Genomic DNA, 25,066 nt, shown 5'->3' with positions numbered 1-25,066 from the left:
ACGATGGAGAACCAGGCATCGGTGCAGGAACGTCCTGTCTGCGACCTTCTGGTGGTCGGCTCCGGCGGCGGCGGCATGGTCGCGGCCCTGGCCGCCCGGCATCTCGGCCTGGATGTGATCATTGCCGAGAAGGAGGCGGTGTTCGGGGGAGCCACGGCGCGGTCCGGCGGCTGGCTGTGGGTACCGGGCAGCAGCCTGGCCCAGGCGGCGGGCATTCGCGACAGCGTAGAGGAGGCGCTGGCCTATCTCCGGCATGAGGCGGGTCCCTGTTTCGACCCGGCGCGGGCTGAGGCCTATGTGAAGGCGGCGCCGGAGATGCTGGATTTCATCGTCCAGAACACGCCCGTCCGCTTCACGCTTTTCAAGGAGATGCCGGACTACCACCCCAATGCCCCCGGTGCCAGCAAGGGTGGCCGCTGCGTCTATACGCGCGCATGGGACGGCCGGCCCCTGGGCAGGGACCTCCACCGCCTGCGCAAGCCGCTGAAATCCATGACGGCCTATGGCATGCAGATCGGCAACGAGGACCTGTCGACCTTCATCACGGCGGGCCGGAAATTCTCCTCGATGCTGCGGGTCATCCGGCTGCTGGCCGGCAATACCCTGGACAGGCTGCGGGCGGGACAGCCCACGCGGCTGACCAGCGGACGGGCGCTGATCGGCGGTCTGGCCGTCGCGGCGCTTGCCAAGGGCGTCCATCTGTGGACCGAAACGCCGGTCAGGCGCCTGATCATGGAGCAGGGGCGCGTCACCGGCGCGCTGGTGGAACGCGGTGGCCGCGATGTCGAAATCTGGGCCCGGCGCGGCGTCGTGCTGGCCACCGGGGGGTTCCCCCATGACACAGCACTGCGCAACCGCCTGTTGGGTGCCGACATGGGTGACGTGGCGACGAACAGTATCGCCTGGGGCTTGCTGCCCTACGGCAACACGGGCGATGGCATCCGCATGGGCGAGGCTGCGGGCGGGCGGTTCGACGACCGGGTGCTGGCGCCGATCGCCTATTCCCCGGTCACCAGGGCGGCCCATGACGAGGGCGACCTGTCGCCATTCCCCGTGTTCATCCAGCGCGCGGTGCCGGGGCAGATCTGCGTCACCCGCCGCGGCCGCCGCTTCATCAGTGAGGGCGCCTCCTACCACGACTGGGGTGCGGCCCTCCTGCGCGCGACCCGCGACGAGCCCGAGACGGCGGCCTGGTTCATTTGCGACAGGCGCTCGCTGCAGCGCTACGGGCTGTGCGAGGTGCCGCCGTCGCCAATGTCCCACCGCAGCTTTATCAGCTCGGGCTATCTGAAAACGGCCGGCACGATAGAAGAACTGGCCGCCGCCGCCGGCATCGACCCGGACGGACTGAAGGACACGGTCGATCGTTTCAACATCCATGCGCGCGAAGGGTGCGACCCCGAATTCGGCAGGGGTGAGAGCGTCTACGACATCGTGAACGGCGACCCGGACCACAAGCCGCACCCCTGTCTCGGGCCACTGGACCAGGGACCCTTCTTCGCGGTGAAGGCCACGGCGGGTTGCGGCGGCACGCATGCCGGTCTGGCGACCAACCACCATGCCCAGGTGCTCTCCATGGACGGTTCCGTGGTGCCGGGCCTGTACGCGGTCGGCAACGACGCGGCGGCCGTGACGGGCGGCAATATCGTCGCCGGCGGCATCACCATCGGGCCGGCCATGACCTTCGGCTATCTGGCCGCCCACCATGCGCATCATTTGGGTGGGGAGCGGCCGGGTTCACCAGGCTCGGCTGCGGGATCCCCCATGCCGAAATCATGCGCGACGTCACTGCGGCCCGGTTCCGGCAGGCCGTAATCTCGAAGGTCGTGTCATGACCGGCATCGGCAGGCGGGTCCTTGTCACGGCGGTGGCATCGGGCATTGGTGCCGTCATCGCGCGCCGCTCGTGCAAAATAGTATCAGCCCCCGTCGGCCGCGCGCACCAGGGCGGCCGTGACGGCCCGCCAGTCCGATGCCACACGTGGCAGGCGCGACCGGACCATCAGCAGGATGGCCAGGTCGCGTGACCTGTCCAGCCGGGGATAGGTGCCGAAGGCGCCGGGGCTGGAAATGACAGGGCACGACCCGTCGGCTGCCTGTGCCTCGCACCACAGGCCGATGCCATAGCCTTTCATGGCCGCCGCCGTTTCGGGTTGTCCGCGCCGGTCGGCGGTGCCGATCCGGTCGCGTTCCATCATGGGGAAGATGTCGGCCGGCAGGATACGCCGTCCGTCGCCGGCCAGCCCCTGGCGGGCGATCAGCAGAAGCAGGCGCTCATAATCGTCCGGGCTGGCGACCAGCCCACCCGCAACCCCCCATTTGTCGCCCCACCGGCAGGCGGGCGACAGACCCAGCGGGTCGGCGATCAGGCGCCGGAACAGACTGTTCCAATCGGCTCCGCCCGCCTGTTCGGCCATGAAGGCGGCCACCTGCATCGACACACCGGCATAGGCGAAGACCGTGCCCGGCTGCCCGATCATATCCATATCGGCCAGCTTCCGTGCCGCCGCACGCGGCGTGGGATAGCGGCGCTGCTGCATGACGGGTCCCGTGGCGGGCAGGGCGGAGGTATGGCTCATCAATTGCGCCAGTGTGATTCCGGCCTTAGGCCCTTCCCCGGCCAATCCGGCCTCGGCCAAACTGGTGTCCAGCCGCAACCGGCCCTGGGCCACCAGCGCCATGATGACGAGCCCCGCGATCCATTTGCTGGCCGATGCGACCTCCAGGGGCGTGGCGGGACCGATATCGCCGAAATAGCCGCGATACAGGACCCTGTTCCCGTGATGGGCGATGGCGGCCACCCCATTCAGCCCGTGCCGGCGGATGGCGGCCTGAATCTGTTCGGTGACCTGCGGCAGGTCGGGTGACAGCGGATCGGCCGGCATGGCCTGCGCCGGTGCGGCAGATACCGGGATGATCAGGGGCAGCAGACCGGCGGCAAGGCCGGTCAGGAACAGGCGGCGGCTGGGCATGGCTCTGGCTCCGGTGGTGGCACGGGATCGCGCTCCCGCCAACCTTCTACGCGGCCACCCCTATCCGCCCTGCACCGCGTCTGTGCATGAGAAAAGGCCGCCGGGTTGCCCCGACGGCCTTTCCACAGCTCAAATCCCTGAAAAGGGAAGCGGTCCGTAGGGCCTCAGCCCTCGGCCTCTTCCTTCTTCTTGGACATGTCCTCGCCGGTCGCCTGATCGACGACCTTCATGGACAGCTTGACCTTGCCGCGATCATCGAAGCCCAGGACCTTGACCTTGACGGCGTCGCCCTGCTTCACGACATCGGTGACCTTCGCCACGCGCTCGTTCTTCAGCTCGGAGATGTGGACCAGACCGTCGCGCGAACCCAGGAAGTTCACGAACGCACCGAAATCCATCACCTTGACGACCTTGCCGTCATAGACCTCGCCGACTTCCGGCTCGGCCACGATGCCCTTGATCCACTTGATGGCGGCGTCGGAGCACTTGCTGTCGACGGCCGACACCTTGACGGTGCCGTCATCCTCGATATCGATCTTGGCGCCGGTCTGCTCCACGATCTCGCGGATGACCTTGCCGCCCGAACCGATCACGTCCCGGATCTTGTCCTTGGGGATATTGATGACGGTGATGCGCGGGGCGTTGCCCGACACTTCCCCGCGCGCGGTGTTCAGCGCCTTGTTCATCTCGCCCAGGATATGGATGCGGCCTTTCTGGGCCTGCGCCAGGGCGACCTTCATGATCTCTTCCGTGATGGAAGTGATCTTGATGTCCATCTGCAGCGCGGTGACACCCTTCTCCGTGCCGGCGACCTTGAAGTCCATGTCGCCCAGGTGATCTTCGTCACCCAGGATGTCGGACAGGACGGCGTACTTCTCGCCTTCCTTGATCAGGCCCATGGCGATGCCGGCGATGGGGCGGGCCAGCGGGGCGCCGGCATCCATCAGCGACAGGGACGTGCCGCACACCGTGGCCATGGAGGAGGAGCCGTTGCTCTCCGTGATCTCCGACACGACGCGCAGCGTGTAGGGGAATTCCTCCTTGGTCGGCAGCAGCGGGTGGATGGCGCGCCAGGCCAGCTTGCCATGCCCGATCTCACGACGGCCCGGAGACCCCATGCGGCCGGCTTCACCCACGCTGTACGGGGGGAAGTTGTAATGCAGCATGAAGTTTTCGCGGTATTCGCCTTCCAGCGCGTCGATGATCTGCTCATCCTGGTTGGTGCCCAGGGTGGCGACCACGAGGGCCTGCGTCTCGCCGCGGGTGAACAGGGCCGAACCATGGGCCCGGGGCAGGATGCCCACTTCGGCCACGATGGGGCGGATATCGACTGTGGTGCGGCCGTCGATACGCTTGCCGGTGTCCAGCACCGCGCCGCGCAGCACGTCGGCTTCCACTTCCTTGAACATCTCGGAAATGGCTTCCGGCGCGAACTCTTCCTTCAGTTCGGTCTTCGCCTTGTCCTTGGCGGCGCCCACGGCGGCATACCGGTCCTGCTTCACCAGGATCGAATAGGCGGCCTTCACGTCGGCGCCGGCCACTTCCAGGATGCGGGCCTTGACGGCTTCCTTGTCGAAGGCCGGCGGGGCGATGTCGCGCGGTTCCTTGGCGCAGTCTTCGGCCAGGCTGATGATCAGGTCGATCACCGGCTGGAACTGGGCATGGCCGAACATGACGGCGCCCAGCATGATCTCTTCCGACAGCTCCTTGGCCTCGGACTCGACCATCAGCACGCCTTCCTGCGTACCGGCGACCACCAGATCCAGGGTGGCGTTTTCCACCTGATCGGCCGTCGGGTTCAGGATGAACTGGCCGTTTTCATAGCCGACGCGGGCCGCACCGATGGGGCCCAGGAAGGGCAGGCCGGAGATGGTCAGCGCGGCGGACGCGCCGATCATGGCGACGATGTCGGGATCGTTCTCCAGATCATGGCTCAGCACGGTGCAGACGACCTGCGTCTCGCAGCGATAGCCATCGACGAACAGCGGACGGATCGGACGGTCGATCAGGCGGCTGACCAGCACTTCCTTTTCCGTCGGCCGGCCTTCACGCTTGAAGAAGCCGCCGGGGATCTTGCCCGCGGCAAAGGCCTTCTCCTGGTAATTCACCGTCAGCGGGAAGAAATCCACGCCCGGCTTCGGCGACTTGGCGCCGACGGCGGTGCAGAGAACCACCGTGTCGCCATAGCTGACCATGACGGCGCCGTCGGCCTGGCGGGCGATCTTGCCCGTCTCGATGACCAGCTTGCGCCCACCCCAATCCAATTCCTTGCGGAACACCTTGAACATTGTATCGATCCTTCCATCCGAAACCCGTGACACCCCGGATTGGGCGCCGGGCCGGGGCCCGTTCGGACGGCCCCGCCTGTTTCTTGCCCCTTCGGCACTTCATGGGAGCGCTCCCCGGCGTGGGGTGCGCATGGGAAAACGGCCAGCCGGAAGGGGTCCCGGCTGGCCGTCCTCACCTTAATACTCTTCGCGGACCCTGACGGGTCATCCCCCTTACCCTGCCACCATCGGCGCCGCCATCGCCGCCAACACGCCGCCCCGGGCCGCGGTGACGGCCCTGTTCGCAGGTGGTTGCGGCGGTTGCGCGGACGCTCACGTGAATCATCACCTTCGTGCAAGCGGGTCGGGGAACGAACCGGTCCGGCCGGCCCTGCCTCAGCGGCGCAGGCCCAGGCGCTGGATCAGGCTGTCATAGCGAGCCTTTTCCTTGCCCTTCACGTAATCCAGCAGACGGCGGCGCTGACCGACCATCACCAGCAGGCCACGGCGGGAATGGAAATCCTTCGCGTGGGTCTTCAGGTGTTCGGTCAGGTTGTTGATGCGCTCGGTCAGGATGGCAACCTGCACTTCCGGCGAACCGGTATCGCCTTCCTTGGTCTTGTACTCTTCGATCAGCGCGGTCTTGCGCTCAGCCGTGATCGACATCGCATGTCTCCACTTGGATGATGTTGAGGATGAACGTACCCGGCACCGCAGGGGCGCCCTATCGACCGGGTTCCGGGCATCCGGAACGGGTACGCGCCCACGATCGTCGCGGGGCCGGGCCGGGATGTCGTCCAGCACGGTCCCGCACGGGCGGGCGTCGATATGTCGGGCAGGAATGCGCCATCCGTGCCGCGCGGTCAAGCCTTTCGGGCGGTATTTGCCCGCCGGCGCGGCATGGCTGACCTTAATTGCCGCTCAAATGGCGCGGGGCCACCCCTTTTGCGCTGCTTTCGGCTGACCGCAAGCAGCGCCGGCGCGTGATGAGGTGACAAGCCAGAGCCGCGTTCCCGGTCAACGGCAACATGTTCTAATTGCTGGTCGGCACCCAGGGGATACTGGCGAAGGCGACCCCCTCCTCCCGCAGGGCGTCCGCCTGCTCCTTGGAGGTCTCACCATAGATGGCCCGGCCTTCCACCTCGCCATAATGGATCTTGCGCGCCTCCTCGGCGAATTGCGTGCCGACATAATCGGCGTTCTTCTCCACCTGGGCGCGCAGTTCACGCAGGTGGCGCAGGATTTCCCCCTGCGCTTCCCTGACGGCATCGGGTACGGCAGGGGGCACGACACGGGGCATGGGCTGGTCCGGAACGGGCGTATCGGCCAGCGGTGCCGGATCGCGGTCGCGCGACCGCCCGCCCCTGGCGATGGCCGGGGCCATGGGGGCCTTGATCACCTTGTCGTCCCCGCAGACCGGGCAGGTGATGGCGTGTGCCGCCGCCTGGGCGTCATAAGCGGCACCGTTGCGGAACCAGCCTTCGAACCGGTGGTCCTGGCTGCATTTCAGGTCGAACAGGATCATGGGGCGATTGATGGTCCGTGTGATGACAGATACATGGCCCGTCCCGGCCCCGCGGGCAAGCCCATTGCCGCGCGGGGTGCCATGTCTGCTTGGTCTGGCGTGTGAAAACAGGTAGAAATGCACGATAGGCGCGCACAATCGCTACATGCCCCCTTTTATTAAGGGTTTGTCTTATTAAGGGTTTGTCCGTTTCCGGTCTGCCATCATCTGATGACGCGCGCGGCTACCATCCCCCTTCTGCCGTTGGAGGTACCATGATCCGCCCTGTCCCCATGCTGCTGGCCCTGCCATTGCTGCTGGCCGCCTGCCAGTCCACCAAACCTGTCGGGATGGCCGACCCCGTCCAGCCGGCCAAGCCCACCAAAACGGTTGCGCTGTCCCGGGATGGTGGCGCGTCGTCACGCACCGGGCCTGAAACGGCACTCGGTTGGGTCGACCGGGCGGATGCGGCGGGCCTGCGCTATGGTGATGCGCCGTTCCTGGTCCCGCGTCAGGTGGCGGGCCTGGACGTGTCGGGACGGCGGCAAAGCCCGGGGCGCGATATTGATGGTCTGGTGCAGTATGGCATCCCCAGCCAGGGAACCTGGGCGACCTTCTTCGTGTACAAGGCCAGCGCCTTCGATGCCGATCTGACGGTGATGACCAGCACCCAGGCGGCGGCCATCATGTCCGCCCCCGGCCGGCGACTGGTCGCGGACACCGCTATGCCCTTGCCGGGAGGGGATGGCACACCCGTGGTGAGACAGCTTCTATGGCAGGAGGAGGTGGGGCGGGCCAGTACGCTGGTGGCGCTCAGCGGTGGCGGCTGGGTCGTGAAGCTGCGCGTCAGCGGCCCCGACCGTGCCGCTGTGGAACAGGTGACCCAGGCGGCGCTGGCCGGCCTTCGTGTCGATCCTGGCACCAAACCCTCCCCTGTCCTGGCGGACGCAGCGCGGCCCAAGGCCTGCACCAGCGCCCAACAGGGGCCGGAAGCGTCCAATGTTGCTCTCGATATAGGGTCCACCATCATCGAGGGGACCATGCTGGGTTCTGGCGAACTTATCTCGACATGGCCGCCCGACCAGGAGGGCGACACCTGTATCGAGGTGGAGGGCAGGGAGGAGCGCCGGCCGTTCATTCTCCTGCGCCGACAGGATGCAGCGGGCAAGGCAACGGGGTGGCTGGCCCCGCTGGGTGATGCCGGCATAGCGCTTGAATGCGCGCCCGGCCTGGCCGGTGGCCTGGGGCTGGAGAATGTGCAGGCCCGGTATGTGATGCGCCTGCACGCGCCCGGTCGCGGCGAGATCGTGGCCGGTTTCGACGCCTTGCCCAACCGGGAGCAGATATTGAAGATAATCCGTCAGATGCTGGGCCCCCCCATTCCGCCCTCACCGGAGGCGTGAACCGCCAGGCGCGCGATGACAGGGCGGTTCAGATCGGGCCCGGTTTGCAGTAGCATCCGCCGCATGAGCCATGCCCTTCCCTTCGCCCCGCCTTCACCCTGGATCGTCCGTTTCGCGCCGCTGCTGCGGCCGGGGGGGCGCATGCTGGACGTGGCCTGCGGCGGCGGGCGGCACATGCGCCATTTCCTGGACAGGGGCCTGTCGGTCACGGGCGTCGATATCGACCTGCGCGGTGTCGCCGACCTGAAGGGGCCGGAAAGGGTGACCCTTGTGCAGGCCGATCTGGAGGGGCCGGATGGCTGGCCCCCCGCCCTGTCGGGCTTTGACGTGATCGTTGTGACCCATTATCTACACCGCCCCTTGCTGCCTGCCCTTGTCGCGGCTCTGGAACCCGGCGGCCTGCTGCTGTACGAGACTTTTGCCAATGGCAACCAGCGCCACGGTCGACCCTCCAGCCCCGCCTTCCTGCTGCGCGAGGGGGAATTGCTGCGCTTCGCCCTGGATCACGGCCTCCAGGTCGTGGCATTCGAACAGGGGGAGGTATCCAGCCCCAAGGCCGCCATCGTGCAGAGAATGGCTGCGATGAAGCCATCGGGGCCGGCCCCGGACCTGGACGGTGATCCGGAGCCGGTGGCATTGCCGGCGGGGTGACGGCACCACCAGCAGGATCATCCCCGCGGCTTCAGAAAGCCGCGCATGCCGATCCAGCGTGTGAAGGCCTCGAACCAGCCGGTGCTGGTCGTTTCCTTGCTGTACATGCCGAAGCCGTGCCCGCCCTGTTCATAGAGATGGAATTCGACCGGGCGCCCGGCCGCGCGCCAGCCTTCGACCAGCCCGAAGCCGGTATCGCCGAACAGCGGATCGTCGGCCGCCAGCGCCACAAACAGGGGCGGTGCGTCGGCCGGCACCGCGACGGGGGACAGGGGACCATAGATGTTCGCGATGAAGGCGGGCTTCGCCTCCGGTCCCGCCAGCATGGTCGCCATGGTCAGCATGGCGCCCGCGGAAAAGCCGATCATGCCGATACGGTCGGCATCGACACGCCATTCCGTCGCCCGCCGGCGGACCAGGGCGAAGGCGGCATTGGCGTCGGCGATCTGCGGCGCGATGCCGGCCGCCATCTCTGCCGGTGCCGGCCGGGTCGGCCGGGCCGCGCCCGCGAACATCTCCCGCATCGATTGTTCGAACGCCGCCATGTCGCGCGGTGTCTGGACCAGCCGGTATTTCAGCACGAAGGCGGCCACACCCTTGTCGGCAAGGGCCTGTGCGACGTCCCAGCCCTCGTTGCTCATCGACAGGCTGCGGAAGCCGCCGCCGGGCGCCACGATGACCGCAGCGCCGGTGGCCTCTGCGGGGTCCGGCAGAAAGGGGGTGAGGGTGGCGACCGTGACATTGCGGGCGAAGACGCTGCCATACTGGCTGTGCCAGCTTTCCGGTACCGTGGATCCCGGCAGGGGGCCGGTTCCCAGCGTGATCGCGTTCGGTTGGGCCGGGACCGCAATGGGTGTCGTCCTGTCGTCCTGCGCCTGTGCAGGGGCCGTCAGGACCCAGGCTGCGGCTGCCGCGACAGCGGCCATGTGCCGGATGATCCGCCCCGCCGGGGGCATGGTGTTTGTGATGAAGGCGCTTCGCCCCATGGTGTTTCCTCCGGTTGATGTTTCGTGGGTCCAGGCTTTACGGGAACTGGCAGGGCGGCGACCGTCGTCATGCGCGCTTGGCGCATGGCCCGAGCCACGGATGCGGGCTCTGCCGTCATGTCCGGCGGCTTCCATCCATGTCAATCTTGTGTCCGGGTGGTGTCCTGGCGGGCCGGTGGTGCCGTCACGCCGGCTTCGGTCTGGATCACCGGCTTCATCGTGCCGTCGGCGTTGTATTGCAGATGCTCCACGGTGACGGCGCGCCGGCCCAGGGCGCCGCCCAGATCGCCGATGGTCAGCGTGGCATTGTGCAGGAACAGGTACCAGTCGCCCTTGAACTGCACGATGCCCGGATGGATCGTGAAACTGTTCCGGGCCGATCCCGTCAGTTCCCCGCGATAGGTCCAGGGGCCGCTGATCGACGGTGCCGTGGCATAGGACACTTTCTCATCCGTATGCGTCGCCCGGTCCAGGGAGGCATAGGTCAGATAATAAAGGTCCCCGCGCTTGTGCAGCCAGGGCCCCTCCTCGAAATGCGGCGGCGTGATCTCGGTGATCGGGCCGTCGATCCCGATCATGTCGGGTTTCAGGCGCGCGATGTAGCAATGGCGGTTGCCCCAGGCGATCCAGGTCGTGCCGTCATCATCGGTGAAGACCGTGGGGTCGATATCCTCCCAACTATGCGTGCCCTTCGGCGTCATGCCGCTGGTGACCAGTGCCGATCCCCTGGCATCGACAAAGGGACCCGTCGGGCTGTCGGCCACGGCGACCGCGATGGCCTTGCCCGGATGCGTGTCGTCATGTTCGACCGCGGCGTAGAACCAGAATTTCCCGTTCTTCTCGATCGTCTGTGACGCCCAGGCGTCCTGCTTGGCCCATTTGAAGTCGGCGACATTCATGATGGGGCCATGGCCGGTCCAGCGCCGCATGTCGGTGGTGGAATAGACCAGCCATTCGCGCATGTTGAACATCTCATCCGGTTGCGCCTCGTCATGCCCGACATAAAGATAAAGCCGGTCGCCTACCACCAGCGGCGCCGGGTCCGCTGTGAACTTCTCCCGAATGATGGGGTTGGCGCCAGGCACCGCATCCGCCGCCGCCCCGCCCGACGCAGTCAAAGGCATTGTTAGCGCTAACAAAAACGCACGTAAAGGGCCCAAGCTGATTGTCATGGTTCTGATCCTCCCCGGGAATTTTCCTTGAAATTACAGAATGCGAAAACAACCGTCAATTGACAGGGCCGGCAGGAAGGCGGGCTTGTGCCGGGGGCGGCCCATGCCTCTCGTTCTCACCGCTTCTTCCGGCTCATTTGCGTCATTGCCCGGAGTGAGGGGATGCTATCTGGTACCAGCGTCAAGCAAATGGGCGTCAAGGCAATGAAAAAAGGGCGGCCCGGTCGGGACCGCCCCTTTCCTTCACATATACTATTTTGCGGTGATCAGAACCTATTGGTTCTGATCACCGCCCTCGATCGCCGGCGCCAACATTCATTGGCTTGGCGACGCCGGACGAGCGGTGCTGTGGCGGTCGCCGCCGGACCAACGTGCGATGAGTTCTACATCATCGCACGTTGGTACTAGGTGGGCTCCAGGCCGCGATCAGCCTTCCGCCCCGCTGACGGGGTTGCCGATCATGGCCAGGAATTCCCGCCGGGTCTTCTCATCCTCCCGGAAGGCGCCCAGCATGCGGCTGGTCACCATGGTGACACCGGGTTTGTGGATGCCGCGCGTCGTCATGCACTGGTGCGTCGCCTCGATCACCACGGCCACGCCCAGGGGTTCCAGCACCTCCTCGATCGTGTTGGCGATCTGCGCGGTCATCTTTTCCTGGATCTGCAGGCGCTTGGCATAGACCTCCGCCACCCGGGCCAGCTTGGAAATGCCGACCACGCGGTTGCGCGGCAGATAGGCGATATGGACCTTGCCGATGATGGGCACCATATGGTGTTCGCAATAACTTTCCAGCCGGATGTTGCGCAGCACCACCATCTCGTCATAGCCGTCCGTCTCCTCGAACGTCCGGGCCAGCAGATCGACGGGATCGACCTCATACCCCGCGAAGAATTCCTGATAGGAACGGACGACGCGGTCGGGCGTGCCCACCAGACCTTCACGATCGGGATCGTCACCGGCCCAGCGGATCAGCGTGCGGACGGCGGCTTCCGCCTCCGCCTTGCTGGGGCGGGCCAGGGCGGGGTTGGTGGCGGCCGGACCGGCGCGGCGACCATGGCGGGGGCCGGGAACGACCTTGTCGGCATTGCTCTTGGATACGGGCACGGGGACGCACTCCTCTCGTCAGTTCTTGGTCTTGGCAGGCCATCCGGGCGTTGGCCGGCTCCTCCCCCGATCCGGCCGGCCGGGTTACCCCCTTCGGAGGGTCGGATATCCCGGTCCCTGAAGCAGATGGCTTGCCCGGCCGATCTTTCAAGCATGGGGATGAGGATATCAGTTCAGCATCCGTTCCTGTTGGGGAATATCCAGCGAAAAAGCCGGGATGGCGATATCGAACATCTCGCCATCCGTCGTTTCCATGCCATAGCTGCCCACCATGAAGCCCGATTGCGTGGTCAGCGGGCAGCCGCTGGTATAGGCGAAATGCTCGCCTGGGCGCAGCAGCGGCTGCTCGCCGACCACGCCGGGGCCGCGCACCTCCTGCTGACGGCCCAACGCATCGGTGATCGTCCAGTGCCGCGTGCGCAGGCGTACCGTCTCCCGCCCCAGATTCTCGATGCGGATATGATAGGCCCAGACATAATGACTCTCGTCGGGCTGTGACTGGTCGGGCAGATAGCGGGGCTCCACCGTCACCCGGATCTGGCGTGTCGTGTCACTGTACAAGGCCCGTACTCCCATTTGCCATGCGCCGGCCTGATCCCGGTTTTCGTCATGGCGCCAGACGGCAGGCACGCCGCAATCCCTCATTATAGGCCGCCACAGGCGCCCGGCAATGGTGCCGCCCGCGGCAGGGGGGCCACGCCCCCGTTGCGCACCATCCGGCCGGTCACAAAAACGCCGCTTGCGTCGCGGGGCCGATGGCCTCATATAGCGAATGGTGTTCAACTGCTTATGAGCCGCGCGATGTTGCGCTTCACCCCCTTGCGACGACGAAAGACCTCGGTCCCCCCCCAGGGGCGGCCGGTTCTTGCGCACGGGACCTGACGCGATTGCGCGTGGGGGCCCGGCCAGACGCTTCTTCAAGTGTCCCCCCACCTTCAGATTTGCCGGGATACCCCAACAGGATGAACATCTCGCTTGAGCAGCCGGCTCACGCCGCCGCCATCGAACAGCTTCTCGACACCTCCTTCGGCCCCAAGCGCCACACGAAGACCGTTTACCGCCTGCGCCGCAACATCGCCCCCGTGGCCGATTTGTGCTTTGTGGCGACGGAGACGGACGCCGACGGGCAGGAAGTGCTGCTGGGCACGATCCGCTATTGGCCCGTCATGCTGGGGGGCAAGGTGCATGCCCTGATGCTGGGCCCCATTGCCATCTCGCCCGACCGGCGCAGCGACGGTCTGGGTGGCAAGCTGATCCGGCACAGCCTGGAACAGGCCCGTGCCCTGGGTCATCGCATTGTCATCCTGGTGGGTGACGCGCCCTATTACGTGCGCTTCGGCTTTTCCCGCGCGGTCGTGGCCGGCCTGTCCCTGCCGGGTCCCGTCGATCCGGCCCGTTTCCAGGGGCTGGAACTGGTTCCCGGCGCGCTGGATGGCGTCACGGGCATGGTCGGCCGTGCCGCACCGGCCCGCACCCGCACCCCCGCCCTGCGCACGGCCTCTCCCGCGGTCCGGCCCGCTGCCAAGATCACCACCCTGCCGCTGCCGGCAGCGGACCCCGTTTCGCCCAATCCGGTCCCCCTGGACCTGCCGGTGTCCCGACGTCGCCTGCGGCGTGCGGCACGCTGAACCGGGATCGCCGTACAGGGACGATTAGCCCCTTGATCCGGCACCCGGAACCCAATATAAGAACGGTCCCGGCGCGGGTGTAGCTCAATGGTAGAGCAGAAGCTTCCCAAGCTTACGACGAGGGTTCGATTCCCTTCACCCGCTCCAAATATCAAAGCCATCGGAAATTGCCGGCCCTTTTCGGCCTTGTCAGGCTGGAACCGTTCGGTTTCACGGATGGGTTTGCCGGGTTATCGGGAAATGTGTTGAAGGCTGGTCATGCCGCACGTCCGCGGGCAGATGATCTGCGCCTTGCCTCCCTGCGCAGATGATCTGCGCCTTGCCTCCCTGTCTGGCTGAAATATCCGCATACCGGGTTCAGAATGCGCTTTCGGGCGGGAAATACTCAATGTCGAACTTGTCGGAGACGTGGGACGGGTAGGTATAGGTTCCCGGCTCGTTGGGGATGTCCTGTCCTGCCGTTTCCTGGGCTGCGCGCATGTTCAGGTCTTCTGCCGCAGCCAACTGCCTTGCCTTGATGAAGGCGCGTTCATGCGGCGTCTCCGCTACGGTCAGACCGCGGCAGGCGGCGATGAAGTGGCGCTGCGCCGCCGTCGTGGGCGGGCGCGCGCCGGACACCAATCCTTGATAGAAGCTGCGGTAACGGCGCAGCAGGGCCTCTTCCTGCGGTGTGAGCTCTCCCTGCGGTGGGAGTATGGGGGCATCCATTCCTGTTTCCCAGGCTGTTTCACCCCCTCATTGTGGCCGAACGCGGAAATGGTTGCAACCGGGTGGCCTCATGCGCGCATCTGGTCAGTCCGGTCAGCGGACCCGATCCGCAAGGCCCTGATCAGCGGCGAACCGGTTCCCGGCGGGCACAACCCATGGGGAACCGGTGACGGCCCGGCGATCCGCCTACAAGATGAACTTGGACAGGTCCGTGTTCTGCGACAGCCCGTCCAGTTGGCTGCGGACATAGGCGGCATCGACGGTGATCATCTCCCCGCCCTTTTCCGTGGCGGCGAAGCTGATTTCCTCCAGCAGCCGCTCCATCACGGTATGCAGGCGCCGCGCGCCGATATTCTCCACGGTGCGGTTGATCTCGGCCGCCAGGCGTGCCAGCTCGTCGATGGCGTCGTCGGTGAAGACCAGTTCCACCTCCTCCGTCTTCAGCAGGGCGATATACTGCTTGATCAGGCTGCATTCCGGTTCCGTCAGGATGCGGCGGAAATCGGCCTGGGTCAGGGCCGCCAGGTTGACGCGGATGGGCAGGCGGCCCTGCAGCTCCGGCAGCAGGTCGCTGGGCTTGGACACATGGAACGCGCCCGACGCGATAAACAGGATATGGTCGGTCTTCACCGCGCCATGCTTGGTGGAAACCGTCGTGCCCTCGATCAGGGGCAGCAGGTCGCGCTGCACGCCTTCGCGGCTGACATCGCCGCCGCCGCGCTGTTCGCTGCGGGCGCAGATCTTGTCGATCTCGTCCAGGAACACGATGCCGTTCTGCTCCACGGCGTGGATGGCCTCGGCCACCACCTTCTCATTGTCGAGAAGCTTGTCGCTTTCCTCCGCCATCAGGAATTCATAGCTTTCCGACACGCTCATCTTGCGGGTCTTGGTGCGGCCGCCGCCGAACGCCTTGCCGAAAATGTCGCCCAGATTGACCATGCCCATCTGGGCTCCGGGCATGCCCGGCACGTCAAAGGCCGGCATGCCGGGGATGGCGTTGTCGGCCACCTGGATCTCGATCTCCTTGTCGTTCAGCGTGCCTTCGCGCAGCATCTTGCGGAACTTGGCGCGCGTGTCGGCGCCGGCCCCTTCGCCCACCAGGGCGGTCAGCACCCGTTCCTCGGCATGCAGTTCGGCCTTGGCCGCCACTTCCTGGCGCAGCCGGGTGCGGGTCATGACGATGGCGGCTTCCACCAGGTCGCGGATGATCTGTTCCACGTCGCGGCCGACATAGCCCACTTCCGTGAACTTGGTGGCCTCCACCTTCACGAAGGGGGCCTGGGCCAGCTTGGCCAGGCGGCGCGCGATCTCCGTCTTGCCGACGCCGGTGGGGCCGATCATCAGGATGTTCTTGGGATAGACCTCCTCGCGCATCTGTCCCGTCAGTTGCTGGCGGCGCCAGCGGTTGCGCAGCGCGATGGCGACGGCGCGCTTGGCCTCATTCTGGCCGACGATGAAGCGGTCGAGCTCCGAAACGATCTCACGGGGGGAGAAGGCGGTGGCGGCACTGGTCATCACATCTTCTCCAGCGTGACGGAATGGTTGGTATAGACGCAGATATCGCCCGCGACCTTCATGGCGCGGCGCGCGATGGTCTCCGCATCCAGCCCGTCGATATCGATCAGCGCACGGGCCGCGGCCAGCGCATAGGAACCGCCGGACCCGATGCCGATGATGCCGTCCTCTGGCTCCAGCACGTCGCCATTGCCGGTGATGACCAGCGACACATCCTTGTCGGCCACGGCCATCAGCGCTTCCAGCCGGCGCAGATAGCGGTCGGTGCGCCAGTCCTTGGCCATTTCCACGGCGGCCCGCGTCAACTGGCCCGGATGCTGCTCCAGCTTGGCCTCCAGCCGTTCGAACAGGGCGAAGGCGTCGGCCGTGGCGCCTGCGAAGCCGGCCATGACCGAACCCCCGGCCAGGCGCCGCACCTTGCGGGCATTGGATTTCATCACCGTCTGCCCCATCGATACCTGGCCGTCGCCGGCGATGACCACCTGTCCGCCCTTGCGGACGGAGATGATGGTGGTGCCATGCCACTGGATGGGATCATGGGGATTGGAATTGCCGTTCATCGGATACTGCCCAAAAGGGGGATCAAGGTCCCTTGCTATGTGGGCAGGCGGTCCCGTCAGTCAAGCCGGCCCCGGGTCACATCCCCTGTGCCCCATCATCCGTTCCGGCAGTCGCGTCCTGATCCGCGCCCTGATCCGCGTCCTGACCCGCGCCATCATCCGCCGGTTCCAGCAGCGCCCGGAAACGGGCCAGCACCCCGGCCGGGGCCAGATAGGGCACGGGATCGCCCGGCAGCGCCAGCCCCGCCCGCACGGCGGCCAGCCGTCCCTCTCCATCCACCAGCAGCCACGGCGGGTCGCGTGCCAGGGCGGGGTCGATATCCAGCAGCAGCGACGGCATGCCCGTTCCCCGGCTGCGCGCGGGGCCGGTATGGGCGGCAACCATGCCGGCGGCCCCGTCGCGGCCCGGCCGGTACAGGTCGCGGCTGACCGCCGGCCGCTGTCGCCGCGCCGGGGCGTGCGGCCAGTCCCCGGCGGGCAGGACCAGAAGGTGCAGCCCGAACGCACGGCCCGCCACGCGCGCCGCCGCGACCCTGCCATCGGCCAGGACCAGCGGCACGGGTGCCGGCAGTGGGCCACCCGTGTCGGGCAGCAGTACCAGCCCCGCCGCATCGACGATGATCCCGGTCGTGGCGACATGGGTCACCAGCGCGGCCCCGGCGGCTCGTGGCGATCCCGGCGGCGGAACGGGGTCCGCGGCCTCGCCCTCCGGCTCCGCTTCCGCATCTGGCGCCGCCCCTGCTGCCGGCTCCCCCTCCGCCCCGCCGGTTCCCGGCACGGCGGAGGGGGAAGGGGAGCCCGCCGCGGCCATCATTGCCATGTCGGTGATGGGGAAGGGCAGCGGGCGGGCCGTTGCCGTCGCCTGCCGGAAGTCCGGCAGGGCTGCCAGTGCGCCCGCCGCGTCCATCATGGCCTGGCGCAGCAGGATATCGTACCGCCGGTTGAGCGCCGGGGCATCGGCCTGCCCCTTTCCTTCCGTGACCCAATGGCGCGGGGCTGTCGTGGGGCTGGTCAGCACCCATTCCACCCGCACCCGTGCGTCGCCCGTGATGCCGACGCTGCGGCCGAACCAGAAATCCACCCGCCGGCACAGGTCCAGCCGCACATCCACGACCCGTGCCATCAGAACCCGCGTGGCCATCGGTGCCATGCGCAGTCCGGCGGATGACAGCCCGTCCCGCACGGCCGCGTTCAGCACGCCCGGCACCCGCGTCTCGGTGACCCACAGCACGTCATTGTATGGCGGCTGGCAGAGCAGCCCGAAATTGAACGAGCCGGCGACATGGCCGGCCGGCAAGGCCATATCGACCCGGCCCAGCGTCAGATCGATGGACATGGCCCCGGAGGGGCCGGCGGACATAACCCCGGAAGCGGCGGCGGGGCGGTCGGTCAGGCGTCCGGCCGGCGGCCCCCCTTCCCCGACGCATCCGGTCAGCAGCAGAAGGACGACAATGATCGAACCGGTGAAGGGCCGCATGCGACACAATCGGAAAGCGTAACGGATGAGATAATTTACAATTATAATCAGGGCCCCGTCCAGCCCGCGCGCGCCTGCGCCGTTCCTGCCTTGCAATCAGGTCGGGTGGACAGGAAACGGCTTGGTTGATACGAACAGTACCATGTCGAACGAGCCCGCATCCCCCGCCCGCTCCCCGCGCCGTGCCGTTGTGGAACGCACGACGAAGGAGACCCGCATCCGTGTCGTCGTCGATCTGGACGGCACCGGCACGTACAAGGTGTCCACCGGCATCGGTTTTCTGGACCATATGCTGGAGCAGCTTTCGCGCCATTCGCTGATCGACCTGGAGGTCGAGGCGGTGGGGGACCTGCATATCGATTTCCACCACACGACCGAGGATACGGGCATCGCCATCGGCGAGGCCGTGGCCAGGGCGCTGGGGGATCGCAAGGGCATCCAGCGCTATGGCGATGCGCTGATCCCGATGGACGAGACGCTGACCCGCGTGGCCATCGACCTGTCGAACCGGCCCTATCTGGTCTGGAAGGTGCATTTCACCCGCGACAAGCTGGGCGACATGGATACCGAACTGTTCAAGGAATGGTTCCAGGCCTTCGCCCAGGCGGCCGGGGCCACCCTGCATGTCGAAAACCTGTATGGTGAGAACAATCACCATATCGTGGAAAGCAGCTACAAGGCCCTGGCCCGCGCCTTTCGCGCCGCGATCGAGATCGATCCGCGCAAGGCCGATGCCGTGCCGTCCACAAAGGGTGTGCTGGGCGGGTCGTTGTAAGCCGCAGACGCCCGCCCGCCGCCCCTCGTTTTCGTCCTGTACCGGACCCTTGCGCCATGACCGACACCGTCGCCCTGATCGATTACGGTTCCGGCAACCTGCGTTCCGCCGCCAAGGCGCTGGAACGCGCGGTCGCCGATGGCGGGCTGGATGCCCGTATCCTGGTCACCAATGACCCGGATGTCGTCCGTGGTGCCGGCCGGGTGGTGCTGCCCGGTGTCGGCGCCTTCGCCGATTGCAAGGCGGGCCTGGAAGGGGTGGAGGGCATGGTCGATGCCCTGACCGACCGGGTGGTCCGCCAGGGCGCCCCGTTCCTGGGCATCTGCGTCGGCATGCAACTGATGGCCGGCGTCGGGGTGGAACATGGGGTGCATGCGGGCCTTGGCTGGCTGGATGCGCGGGTGGAGGCGCTGACCCCCGCCGACCCCGCCCTGAAGATCCCGCATATGGGCTGGAACGAACTGATCGTGAAGGCGCCGTCCCATCCGCTGCTGGCCGGTGTGGCAGCGGGCACGCACGCCTATTTCGTGCATTCCTATGCCATGAAGGTTGGCGATCCCGCGCTGGTGCTGGCCGCCTGCGACTATGGCGGGGAATTTCCGGCCATCGTCGGCCGCGACAATCTGGCGGGCATGCAGTTCCATCCGGAGAAAAGCCAGGCGGCCGGCCTGGCCATCATCGGCAATTTCCTGCGGTGGCGGCCATGAACGATCAACACCGCAACCCGCTGGCCGGGTCCGACAGCACGGTGACCGTGGAGAAGGTGGCGGAGCTGCGCCGTTCCGACCTTTACGACCTGTGCGATGCCACGGAGGCGGCGATCATCGATGGTGGCGGCTTCGGCTGGGTCAACCCGCCCGACCGCGACGTGCTGGAACGGTACTGGAACGGCGTGATGGCCGTGCCCGAGCGCATCTTGTTCGTGGGCCGGCTGGACGGGATCATCGCCGGCTCGGCCCAACTCGTCCGGCCGACGCGCAACAACGAGGCGCAGGCCTTCACCTGCAACCTGACCACCAGCTTCGTGGCGCCCTGGGCGCGCGGTCATGGCATGGCCCGCATGCTGACCCAGGCGGTGATCGATGCGGCCACCGACCTTGGCTTCGGCATCCTGAACCTGGATGTCCGCGAGACGCAGCGCGCCGCCATCATCCTTTACGACCATATGGGCTTCACGCGCTGGGGCACGCACCCGCACTATGCCCGCGCCAAGGGCCGGACCATCGCCGGCCATTTCTATTTCAAGGTGCTGGAACGGCCGGACGAAAAGGCCGGTGACCCCGCCGTGACGGAGCAAGCGACATGATCCTGTACCCCGCCATCGACCTGAAGGACGGCAAGGCCGTCCGCCTGCTGCGTGGGGAGATGGAGAAGGCGACCATCTTCAACCCCGACCCCGCCGCCCAGGCCGAAAGCTTCGCGGCCCAGGGCTATGAATGGCTGCATCTGGTCGACCTGAACGGCGCCTTCGCGGGCAAGCCCGTGAACGGGGCCGCCGTGGAGGCCATCCTGTCGCGCGTTTCCCTGCCGACCCAGCTGGGCGGCGGCATCCGCGACATGGCGACCATCGGCTTCTGGCTGGAACGCGGCATCACCCGTGTCATCCTGGGCACCGTCGCCGTCAAGAACCCGGCCCTGGTGAAGCAGGCATGCAAGGAATTTCCCGGCCATATCGCGGTCGGCATCGATGCCCGCGACGGCCATGTCGCCGTCGAAGGCTGGGCGGAGACCAGCGAGGTCAAGGCCCTGGACCTGGCCCTGAAGTTCGAGGATTGCGGCGTTTCGGCCATTATCTATACCGATATCGAGCGTGACGGGGCCATGGGTGGGGTGAATGTGGACGGCACGGCCGTGCTGGCCAGCCACCTGACCACCCCGGTCATCGCATCGGGCGGCGTGTCATCGCTGGCCGACCTGCGCGCCCTGAAGGATGTGGAGCATACCGGCATCGACGGTGTGATCTCCGGCCGGGCGCTCTATGACGGCCGCATCGACCCCAAGGCGGCCCTGGCGCTGCTGCGCGGTGAGGCCGCCTGATGCTGAAGGCCCGCATCATCCCCTGTCTGGACGTGAAGGACGGCCGTGTCGTCAAGGGCGTGAACTTTGTCGATCTGGTCGATGCCGGCGACCCGGTGGAACAGGCCCGGCTCTATGACGCGGCGGGCGCCGACGAGTTGACCTTCCTGGACATCACGGCCAGCAGCGACAATCGCGACACGATCTACGACGTGGTCCGCCGCACGGCCGAGCAGGTCTTCATGCCGCTGACGGTGGGCGGCGGCGTGCGGGTGGTGGAGGATATCCGCCGGCTGCTGCTGGCCGGGGCCGACAAGGTGTCGATCAATACCGCCGCCGTCCACCGGCCGGAATTCGTGCGTGAAGGCGCGCAGAAATTCGGCTCGCAATGCATCGTGGTCGCCATCGATGCCAAGGAGGTGGAGCGCGGGCCCGACGGCGAACAGCGCTGGGAGGTCTTCACCCATGGCGGGCGCAACCGCACCGGGATCGATGCCGTGGCATGGGCCCGGCGCATGGCCGGGTACGGGGCGGGGGAAATCCTGCTGACCTCCATGGACCGTGACGGGACCAGGCAGGGGTTCAACCTGGAACTGACCCGCGCCGTGGCCGATGCGGTGACCATTCCCGTCATCGCATCGGGGGGCGTGGGCACCCTGGACCATCTGGTCGATGGTGTGAAGACGGGCCACGCCTCCGCCGTGCTGGCCGCCAGCATCTTTCATTTCGGCACCTACACCATCGCGCAGGCCAAGGAGCACATGGCCAGGGCAGGGATACCGGTGCGGCTTTGACGGGCGGGGCGGGCCGCCCATCCCGCCCGTCCCCTCAACCGCGCACGGGCCAGCAGGGAGTTGACCCCATGACCACCCAGGCTATCCTGGACGACATCTACGCCACCATCCTGTCCCGCAAGGGCGGGGACCCGGAGGCGTCGCACACGGCCCGGCTGTTCCATCGCGGCCGGGCGAAGATCGCCCAGAAGGTGGGGGAAGAGGCCGTGGAGACGGTCATCGAGGCCATGGCTGGCACCCCCGAAAAGCTGGCATCGGAATCGGCCGATCTGCTTTACCATCTTCTGGTGCTGTGGGCCGACGCCGGGGTGGCCCCGGCCGACGTCTATGCCATCCTGGCAGCGCGCCAGGGCACCAGCGGGATCGAAGAAAAGAAGAGCCGCAAGCCCGCCTGACGGGACGCGCCGGACAATGAAGCGGAAGGAACGGTGCCTTGATCTATGATCGCAACAACATCTTCGCCCGTATCCTGCGCGGCGAAATCCCCTGCAAGAAGGTCTATGAGGACCGCTACGCCCTGGCCTTCCACGATATCAACCCCCAGGCCCCGACCCATATCCTGGTGATCCCCAAGGGGCCGTTCACCAGCTTTGCCGATTTCAGCGCCCAGGCCACGGTGGAGGAGATCGCCGGCTTCGTGCGCGCTGCGGGGCTGATCGCCCGGCAGGCGGGGCTGGATGACAGCGGTTATCGCCTGCTGGCCAATCACGGCCCCGACAGCCATCAGGAAGTGCCGCATTTCCACATCCATATCGTGGGCGGCCGGCCGCTGGGCAAGCTTCTGGCCTGATGCCAGATCCCGGCGAGTGACACTCAATCGTAAGCTGGTAGAATACCATGTGTGGTCGGTGGTCGGAGAATCGGCCCCGGGACAAGGGCCGGGTCTACCCGGTCGCGTTGCCGATCCGCTTGCGCATGGGGACGAAGGCGATCGTGTCGCCGCCGGGCAATGTCTCCTCATGCCTGCCGGTGGCCGTGAAGCCCATGGCCGTATAGAGCGGCACGCCCGGCAGCGTGGCCATCAGTTCCAGCCAGGTGAAGCCTTCTGCCCGGGCTGCCTGTTCGGACGCCCGCATCAGCAGGCGGCCGATTCCCCGCCGGGCAAAGGCGGGATCGACGAAGAAAGCCCGGATGCGGGCGGCATCGATGGCCGGGTCCAGCCGGTCGGGCGAACGGCCCGCCGCCTGATCCCCGCCGAACAGGGTGCGCCGCCGGCTCCAGCCGCCGCAGGCAGCATAGGCACCGCCCATGGTGACCACGAAATAGGTTCCGTCTGCGATCAGGGTACCGTCGATGCCGAAGATGGTCTTCAACGACCCGTCGATCTGGCCGGGTGCATAATGGTCGCGGCTGAGACCGCGGACCGACCGTTCCATCAGCGCCGCCAGCGCCGGCCGGTCCGCCATCACGGCCGGGCGCAGGACGGGCGTGTGCCCTGGCGCCGCCGCGTCAATCATGGGCCGGCCGCATCTCCTTAACGTCGGCCGGGGTCACGGCGTCCTTGTAATCATTTCCGAAATGGGTGCGCACATAGTTCACGATGGCTGCCACCTGCTCGTCCGACAGGTAGTGGAAAGACGGCATGGCCTTCTGTCCGTTGACGATCAGGTGGATGGGATAGGCGCCGGCCTCCAGGTTGGGGTTGGATGCCAGGGCGGGATAGGCCCCGGCACCCACGGCACCCTGACCGGCCGGCATGTGGCAGCCCTGGCAGATGGCGCGATAAAGCTGCCCGCCATCCTGATAGGGGAAGCGGCGGGCATCGGCGAAATCGCTGGTCTGGGCATCGGTCGACTGGGCCAGGACGGACCCGGCCGAAGGCCCCAGCAGGGCCAGCGACAGGGCAAAGGCGGAAAGGATGCGATGACACATCGTCTTGTTTCCCTGATGGATCATTTGGCGATCACGCGCTGGTGCAGCCGCGTGATGGCGTCCAGCGACGAGGCGATGGCCCCTTCCTGCCAGGCCGGCAGGTAGGAGGCATGTTCGCCGGCCAGCAGCAGGCGGCCATCGATCTGGCACAGGTTCTGGTAATGCTCCGCCCGGCTCTGCTCGGTCCACACGCCGAAGCAGCCCAGCGTCCATGGCACCCGGTGCCAGGCCACCGCCACGCCGGTGTCGAACTCCTTGGGATATTGCGGGTGGATTTTGGCGCCATATTCCACCGCCTTGCGCACCCGTTCCTCCGGCGTCATGGCGGCAAACTCGTAGGCGAAGGGCCCCCAGGGATAGGCCCCCAGCAGCACGCCCTTGCCCTTGGAGCCGTAAAGGCTGTTCGGATAGCCGATGACGGAGATGGGCAGGTCGGTATAGGTGATGCCGCCATAAATCTCCTCATCCTGTTCCCAGAACCGGCGTTTGAACTGCAGGCCGATCTTCAGGGCCGCCTCATAGGGGACGGCATTGATGGCGGCGTCCATTTCCGCCGACACATTCTTGGGGATCTGCGACAGGATCGACAGCGGAATGGTACACAGGCACCAGTCGGCCCTGTCCGTGCGCACGGCCCCGCCCTTCTGCGCATCGACATGGGACACGGTGACGCCGCCGCCATCCTGAGCGATCTCCGTCACCTTGGCATTGTAGGTGATCTTGTCCTTCACCTGCGCGGCCAGGGCACGGGGGATCTGGTCCATGCCGCCCACGGGCTGGAACAGGGCGGTCTGGAATTCGTAACCTGATCCCGTGCCAATGGCCCGCCACAGGCCCGATTGCAGAAGCTGGGAAAAATCGATGGGCTTGGATGGGACGGGCTCGCCCGACAGGCCGCCGCCGGGGTCCTTCTCGAAACCGCGGCGGTTGCTGGTCAGCGGGCTGGCCTTGTAGGCGTAGTTCTCGTCCAGCGCCCCCCAATCCTGCATCGCCTCGATCAGTTTTTCCTTGTCCTCCCGGCTGACCTCCGCGTCCAGGCCGCCCTTGTGGCCCAGCTTGGCCAGCAGTTCGGCGACATGGCCATGGAAATCGGCCATGACGTGGCGATAACGCTGCGGCTTGCCGCCGAACGCATCCCGGGAATGGACATAGGCGTTGTAGTTGACCTGGAAGAAGGGCTCCAGCGTCACGCCCAGTTCGTGGCAATAATGCAGGACGGCGCGATGGTGATAGGGAATGCGCCAGGGACCGGGGTTCAGGTAATGCCCCTGGTCGAACCCGACCTTCTGGGTATAACCGCCCAGTTCGGTATATTCATCGCCGCCGCGCAGCGTCCAGGCCCGGCCGCCGGGCCGGTCGCGATATTCCAGCACCTGCACCTTGTACCCGGCCCTGCCCAGTTCATAGGCCGCGACCAGCCCCGCCACGCCGGCCCCCAGGATCAGGACCGACGTGCCCTTGGGCGCGCCGGACAGGCCGGGCGGGCCCTTGAAACCGGATTCCGCCGCATATCCCAGCGACGTCGCCGCCTGGTACATGACGGAACCGCCGGCAGCCGTGCCGATCATGGCCAGCAGATCACGCCGCGTCATGCGCTGGCGCGACGGCATGTTCATCTTTGCTACCATCATGGCCTCAAGCAAGAAGCATCGGACGCCCGGCA

The 25,066-nt window shown here is 66.7% G+C and carries 26 protein-coding genes and 1 tRNA gene; 12 read left to right on the top strand and 15 right to left on the bottom strand.

Features of this window, described 5'->3' with window-relative positions; all coding sequences use genetic code 11:
- Positions 1–3: 3 nt before the first annotated feature.
- Positions 4–1,815, top strand: a complete 1,812-nt coding sequence (locus ACM9LZ_RS08865) for an FAD-dependent oxidoreductase (RefSeq protein ID WP_416619023.1) — start codon at positions 4–6, stop codon at positions 1,813–1,815.
- Positions 1,816–1,918: 103 nt separating this feature from the next.
- Here the strand turns inward: ACM9LZ_RS08865 and ACM9LZ_RS08860 are convergent, their stop codons facing one another.
- The 4 genes from ACM9LZ_RS08860 to ACM9LZ_RS08845 all read right to left on the bottom strand — a co-directional run bounded on the left by ACM9LZ_RS08860 (position 1,919) and on the right by ACM9LZ_RS08845 (position 6,763).
- Positions 1,919–2,971: a serine hydrolase domain-containing protein gene (locus ACM9LZ_RS08860; protein WP_416619022.1), complete on the bottom strand. Its 1,053-nt coding sequence runs from the start codon at positions 2,969–2,971 to the stop codon at positions 1,919–1,921.
- Positions 2,972–3,135: 164 nt separating this feature from the next.
- Complete coding sequence (pnp, locus tag ACM9LZ_RS08855; RefSeq protein WP_416619021.1) at positions 3,136–5,259, bottom strand: polyribonucleotide nucleotidyltransferase; 2,124 nt, start codon at positions 5,257–5,259, stop codon at positions 3,136–3,138.
- 375 nt (positions 5,260–5,634) lie between these two features.
- Complete coding sequence (rpsO, locus tag ACM9LZ_RS08850) at positions 5,635–5,904, bottom strand: 30S ribosomal protein S15 (protein WP_102112206.1); 270 nt, start codon at positions 5,902–5,904, stop codon at positions 5,635–5,637.
- 367 nt (positions 5,905–6,271) lie between these two features.
- The gene (locus ACM9LZ_RS08845) at positions 6,272–6,763 is read right to left on the bottom strand and encodes a DUF1178 family protein (RefSeq protein ID WP_416619020.1); all 492 of its coding nucleotides are present in this window, start codon (positions 6,761–6,763) and stop codon (positions 6,272–6,274) included.
- A gap of 254 nt (positions 6,764–7,017) precedes the next feature.
- Between ACM9LZ_RS08845 and ACM9LZ_RS08840 the strand changes: the two genes are divergently transcribed.
- Positions 7,018–8,145, top strand: a complete 1,128-nt coding sequence (locus ACM9LZ_RS08840; RefSeq protein ID WP_416619019.1) for a hypothetical protein — start codon at positions 7,018–7,020, stop codon at positions 8,143–8,145.
- A gap of 63 nt (positions 8,146–8,208) precedes the next feature.
- Positions 8,209–8,796, top strand: coding sequence for a class I SAM-dependent methyltransferase (locus ACM9LZ_RS08835; RefSeq protein ID WP_416619018.1), 588 nt, complete (start codon positions 8,209–8,211; stop codon positions 8,794–8,796).
- Positions 8,797–8,813: 17 nt separating this feature from the next.
- Here the strand turns inward: ACM9LZ_RS08835 and ACM9LZ_RS08830 are convergent, their stop codons facing one another.
- The 4 genes from ACM9LZ_RS08830 to apaG form a co-directional block, all read right to left on the bottom strand.
- On the bottom strand, positions 8,814–9,782 hold the full coding sequence (locus tag ACM9LZ_RS08830) for an alpha/beta hydrolase (RefSeq protein WP_416619017.1): 969 nt from the start codon (positions 9,780–9,782) through the stop codon (positions 8,814–8,816).
- Between the two features lie 140 nt (positions 9,783–9,922).
- A complete protein-coding gene (locus ACM9LZ_RS08825; RefSeq protein ID WP_416619016.1) occupies positions 9,923–10,906 on the bottom strand; it encodes a glycoside hydrolase family 43 protein in 984 nt (327 codons plus the stop codon).
- Between the two features lie 474 nt (positions 10,907–11,380).
- Positions 11,381–11,971: a GTP cyclohydrolase I FolE gene (gene folE / locus ACM9LZ_RS08820; RefSeq protein WP_416619061.1), complete on the bottom strand. Its 591-nt coding sequence runs from the start codon at positions 11,969–11,971 to the stop codon at positions 11,381–11,383.
- Positions 11,972–12,226: 255 nt separating this feature from the next.
- Positions 12,227–12,619: a Co2+/Mg2+ efflux protein ApaG gene (gene apaG / locus ACM9LZ_RS08815; RefSeq protein WP_416619015.1), complete on the bottom strand. Its 393-nt coding sequence runs from the start codon at positions 12,617–12,619 to the stop codon at positions 12,227–12,229.
- Positions 12,620–13,020: 401 nt separating this feature from the next.
- On the opposite strand from apaG, the gene ACM9LZ_RS08810 reads away from it, so the two are divergent.
- Both ACM9LZ_RS08810 and ACM9LZ_RS08805 read left to right on the top strand, forming a co-directional pair.
- Complete coding sequence (locus ACM9LZ_RS08810) at positions 13,021–13,686, top strand: GNAT family N-acetyltransferase (RefSeq protein WP_416619014.1); 666 nt, start codon at positions 13,021–13,023, stop codon at positions 13,684–13,686.
- Between the two features lie 73 nt (positions 13,687–13,759).
- Positions 13,760–13,833: transfer RNA gene (locus ACM9LZ_RS08805), tRNA-Gly, on the top strand.
- 210 nt (positions 13,834–14,043) lie between these two features.
- On the opposite strand, the gene maoP is transcribed toward ACM9LZ_RS08805, so the two are convergent.
- From maoP to ACM9LZ_RS08785, 4 genes are all read right to left on the bottom strand, one after another.
- A complete protein-coding gene (gene maoP / locus ACM9LZ_RS08800; protein ID WP_416619013.1) occupies positions 14,044–14,394 on the bottom strand; it encodes a DUF413 domain-containing protein in 351 nt (116 codons plus the stop codon).
- Positions 14,395–14,580: 186 nt separating this feature from the next.
- Entirely contained in the window at positions 14,581–15,909 is a 1,329-nt protein-coding gene (hslU, locus tag ACM9LZ_RS08795; protein ID WP_416619012.1) for an ATP-dependent protease ATPase subunit HslU, read from the bottom strand.
- Entirely contained in the window at positions 15,909–16,469 is a 561-nt protein-coding gene (gene hslV / locus ACM9LZ_RS08790) for an ATP-dependent protease subunit HslV (RefSeq protein WP_416619011.1), read from the bottom strand. The genes hslU and hslV overlap by 1 nt, the downstream gene beginning before the upstream one ends.
- Positions 16,470–16,545: 76 nt before the next feature.
- On the bottom strand, positions 16,546–17,946 hold the full coding sequence (locus tag ACM9LZ_RS08785) for a hypothetical protein (RefSeq protein ID WP_416619010.1): 1,401 nt from the start codon (positions 17,944–17,946) through the stop codon (positions 16,546–16,548).
- Positions 17,947–18,088: 142 nt separating this feature from the next.
- Here ACM9LZ_RS08785 and hisB point away from each other — a divergent pair, with 142 nt between their 5' ends.
- From hisB to ACM9LZ_RS08750, 7 genes are all read left to right on the top strand, one after another.
- Entirely contained in the window at positions 18,089–18,721 is a 633-nt protein-coding gene (gene hisB / locus ACM9LZ_RS08780) for an imidazoleglycerol-phosphate dehydratase HisB (protein ID WP_416619009.1), read from the top strand.
- A gap of 56 nt (positions 18,722–18,777) precedes the next feature.
- A complete protein-coding gene (gene hisH / locus ACM9LZ_RS08775; protein ID WP_416619008.1) occupies positions 18,778–19,428 on the top strand; it encodes an imidazole glycerol phosphate synthase subunit HisH in 651 nt (216 codons plus the stop codon).
- Positions 19,425–20,027, top strand: coding sequence for a GNAT family N-acetyltransferase (locus tag ACM9LZ_RS08770; RefSeq protein WP_416619007.1), 603 nt, complete (start codon positions 19,425–19,427; stop codon positions 20,025–20,027). The genes hisH and ACM9LZ_RS08770 overlap by 4 nt, the downstream gene beginning before the upstream one ends.
- The gene (hisA, locus tag ACM9LZ_RS08765) at positions 20,024–20,758 is read left to right on the top strand and encodes a 1-(5-phosphoribosyl)-5-[(5-phosphoribosylamino)methylideneamino]imidazole-4-carboxamide isomerase (protein WP_416619006.1); all 735 of its coding nucleotides are present in this window, start codon (positions 20,024–20,026) and stop codon (positions 20,756–20,758) included. Before ACM9LZ_RS08770 ends, hisA begins: the two co-directional genes overlap by 4 nt.
- Complete coding sequence (gene hisF, locus ACM9LZ_RS08760; RefSeq protein ID WP_416619005.1) at positions 20,758–21,531, top strand: imidazole glycerol phosphate synthase subunit HisF; 774 nt, start codon at positions 20,758–20,760, stop codon at positions 21,529–21,531. The genes hisA and hisF overlap by 1 nt, the downstream gene beginning before the upstream one ends.
- Before the next feature lie 68 nt (positions 21,532–21,599).
- Complete coding sequence (locus tag ACM9LZ_RS08755; RefSeq protein WP_416619004.1) at positions 21,600–21,926, top strand: phosphoribosyl-ATP diphosphatase; 327 nt, start codon at positions 21,600–21,602, stop codon at positions 21,924–21,926.
- 38 nt (positions 21,927–21,964) lie between these two features.
- Positions 21,965–22,321 carry a histidine triad nucleotide-binding protein gene (locus ACM9LZ_RS08750; RefSeq protein WP_416619003.1) on the top strand — a complete coding sequence of 119 codons (357 nt, stop codon included), beginning with the start codon at positions 21,965–21,967 and terminating at the stop codon, positions 22,319–22,321.
- A gap of 94 nt (positions 22,322–22,415) precedes the next feature.
- Here ACM9LZ_RS08750 and ACM9LZ_RS08745 read toward each other — a convergent pair whose 3' ends face one another.
- The 3 genes from ACM9LZ_RS08745 to ACM9LZ_RS08735 are packed head-to-tail and all read right to left on the bottom strand — an operon-like array spanning position 22,416 to position 25,019.
- Entirely contained in the window at positions 22,416–22,988 is a 573-nt protein-coding gene (locus ACM9LZ_RS08745) for a GNAT family N-acetyltransferase (RefSeq protein ID WP_416619002.1), read from the bottom strand.
- Positions 22,981–23,403: a c-type cytochrome gene (locus ACM9LZ_RS08740; RefSeq protein WP_416619001.1), complete on the bottom strand. Its 423-nt coding sequence runs from the start codon at positions 23,401–23,403 to the stop codon at positions 22,981–22,983. The genes ACM9LZ_RS08745 and ACM9LZ_RS08740 overlap by 8 nt, the downstream gene beginning before the upstream one ends.
- A 20-nt stretch (positions 23,404–23,423) precedes the next feature.
- Positions 23,424–25,019, bottom strand: a complete 1,596-nt coding sequence (locus tag ACM9LZ_RS08735) for a flavin monoamine oxidase family protein (protein WP_416619000.1) — start codon at positions 25,017–25,019, stop codon at positions 23,424–23,426.
- Between the last annotated feature and the right edge of the window lie 47 nt (positions 25,020–25,066).

This window comes from Niveispirillum fermenti, from assembly GCF_048066175.1.
GTDB classification, from domain to species: domain Bacteria; phylum Pseudomonadota; class Alphaproteobacteria; order Azospirillales; family Azospirillaceae; genus Niveispirillum; species Niveispirillum fermenti.
Note: the sequence above shows the minus strand (reverse complement) of the source record. Positions and strands in the feature narration are given on the sequence as shown.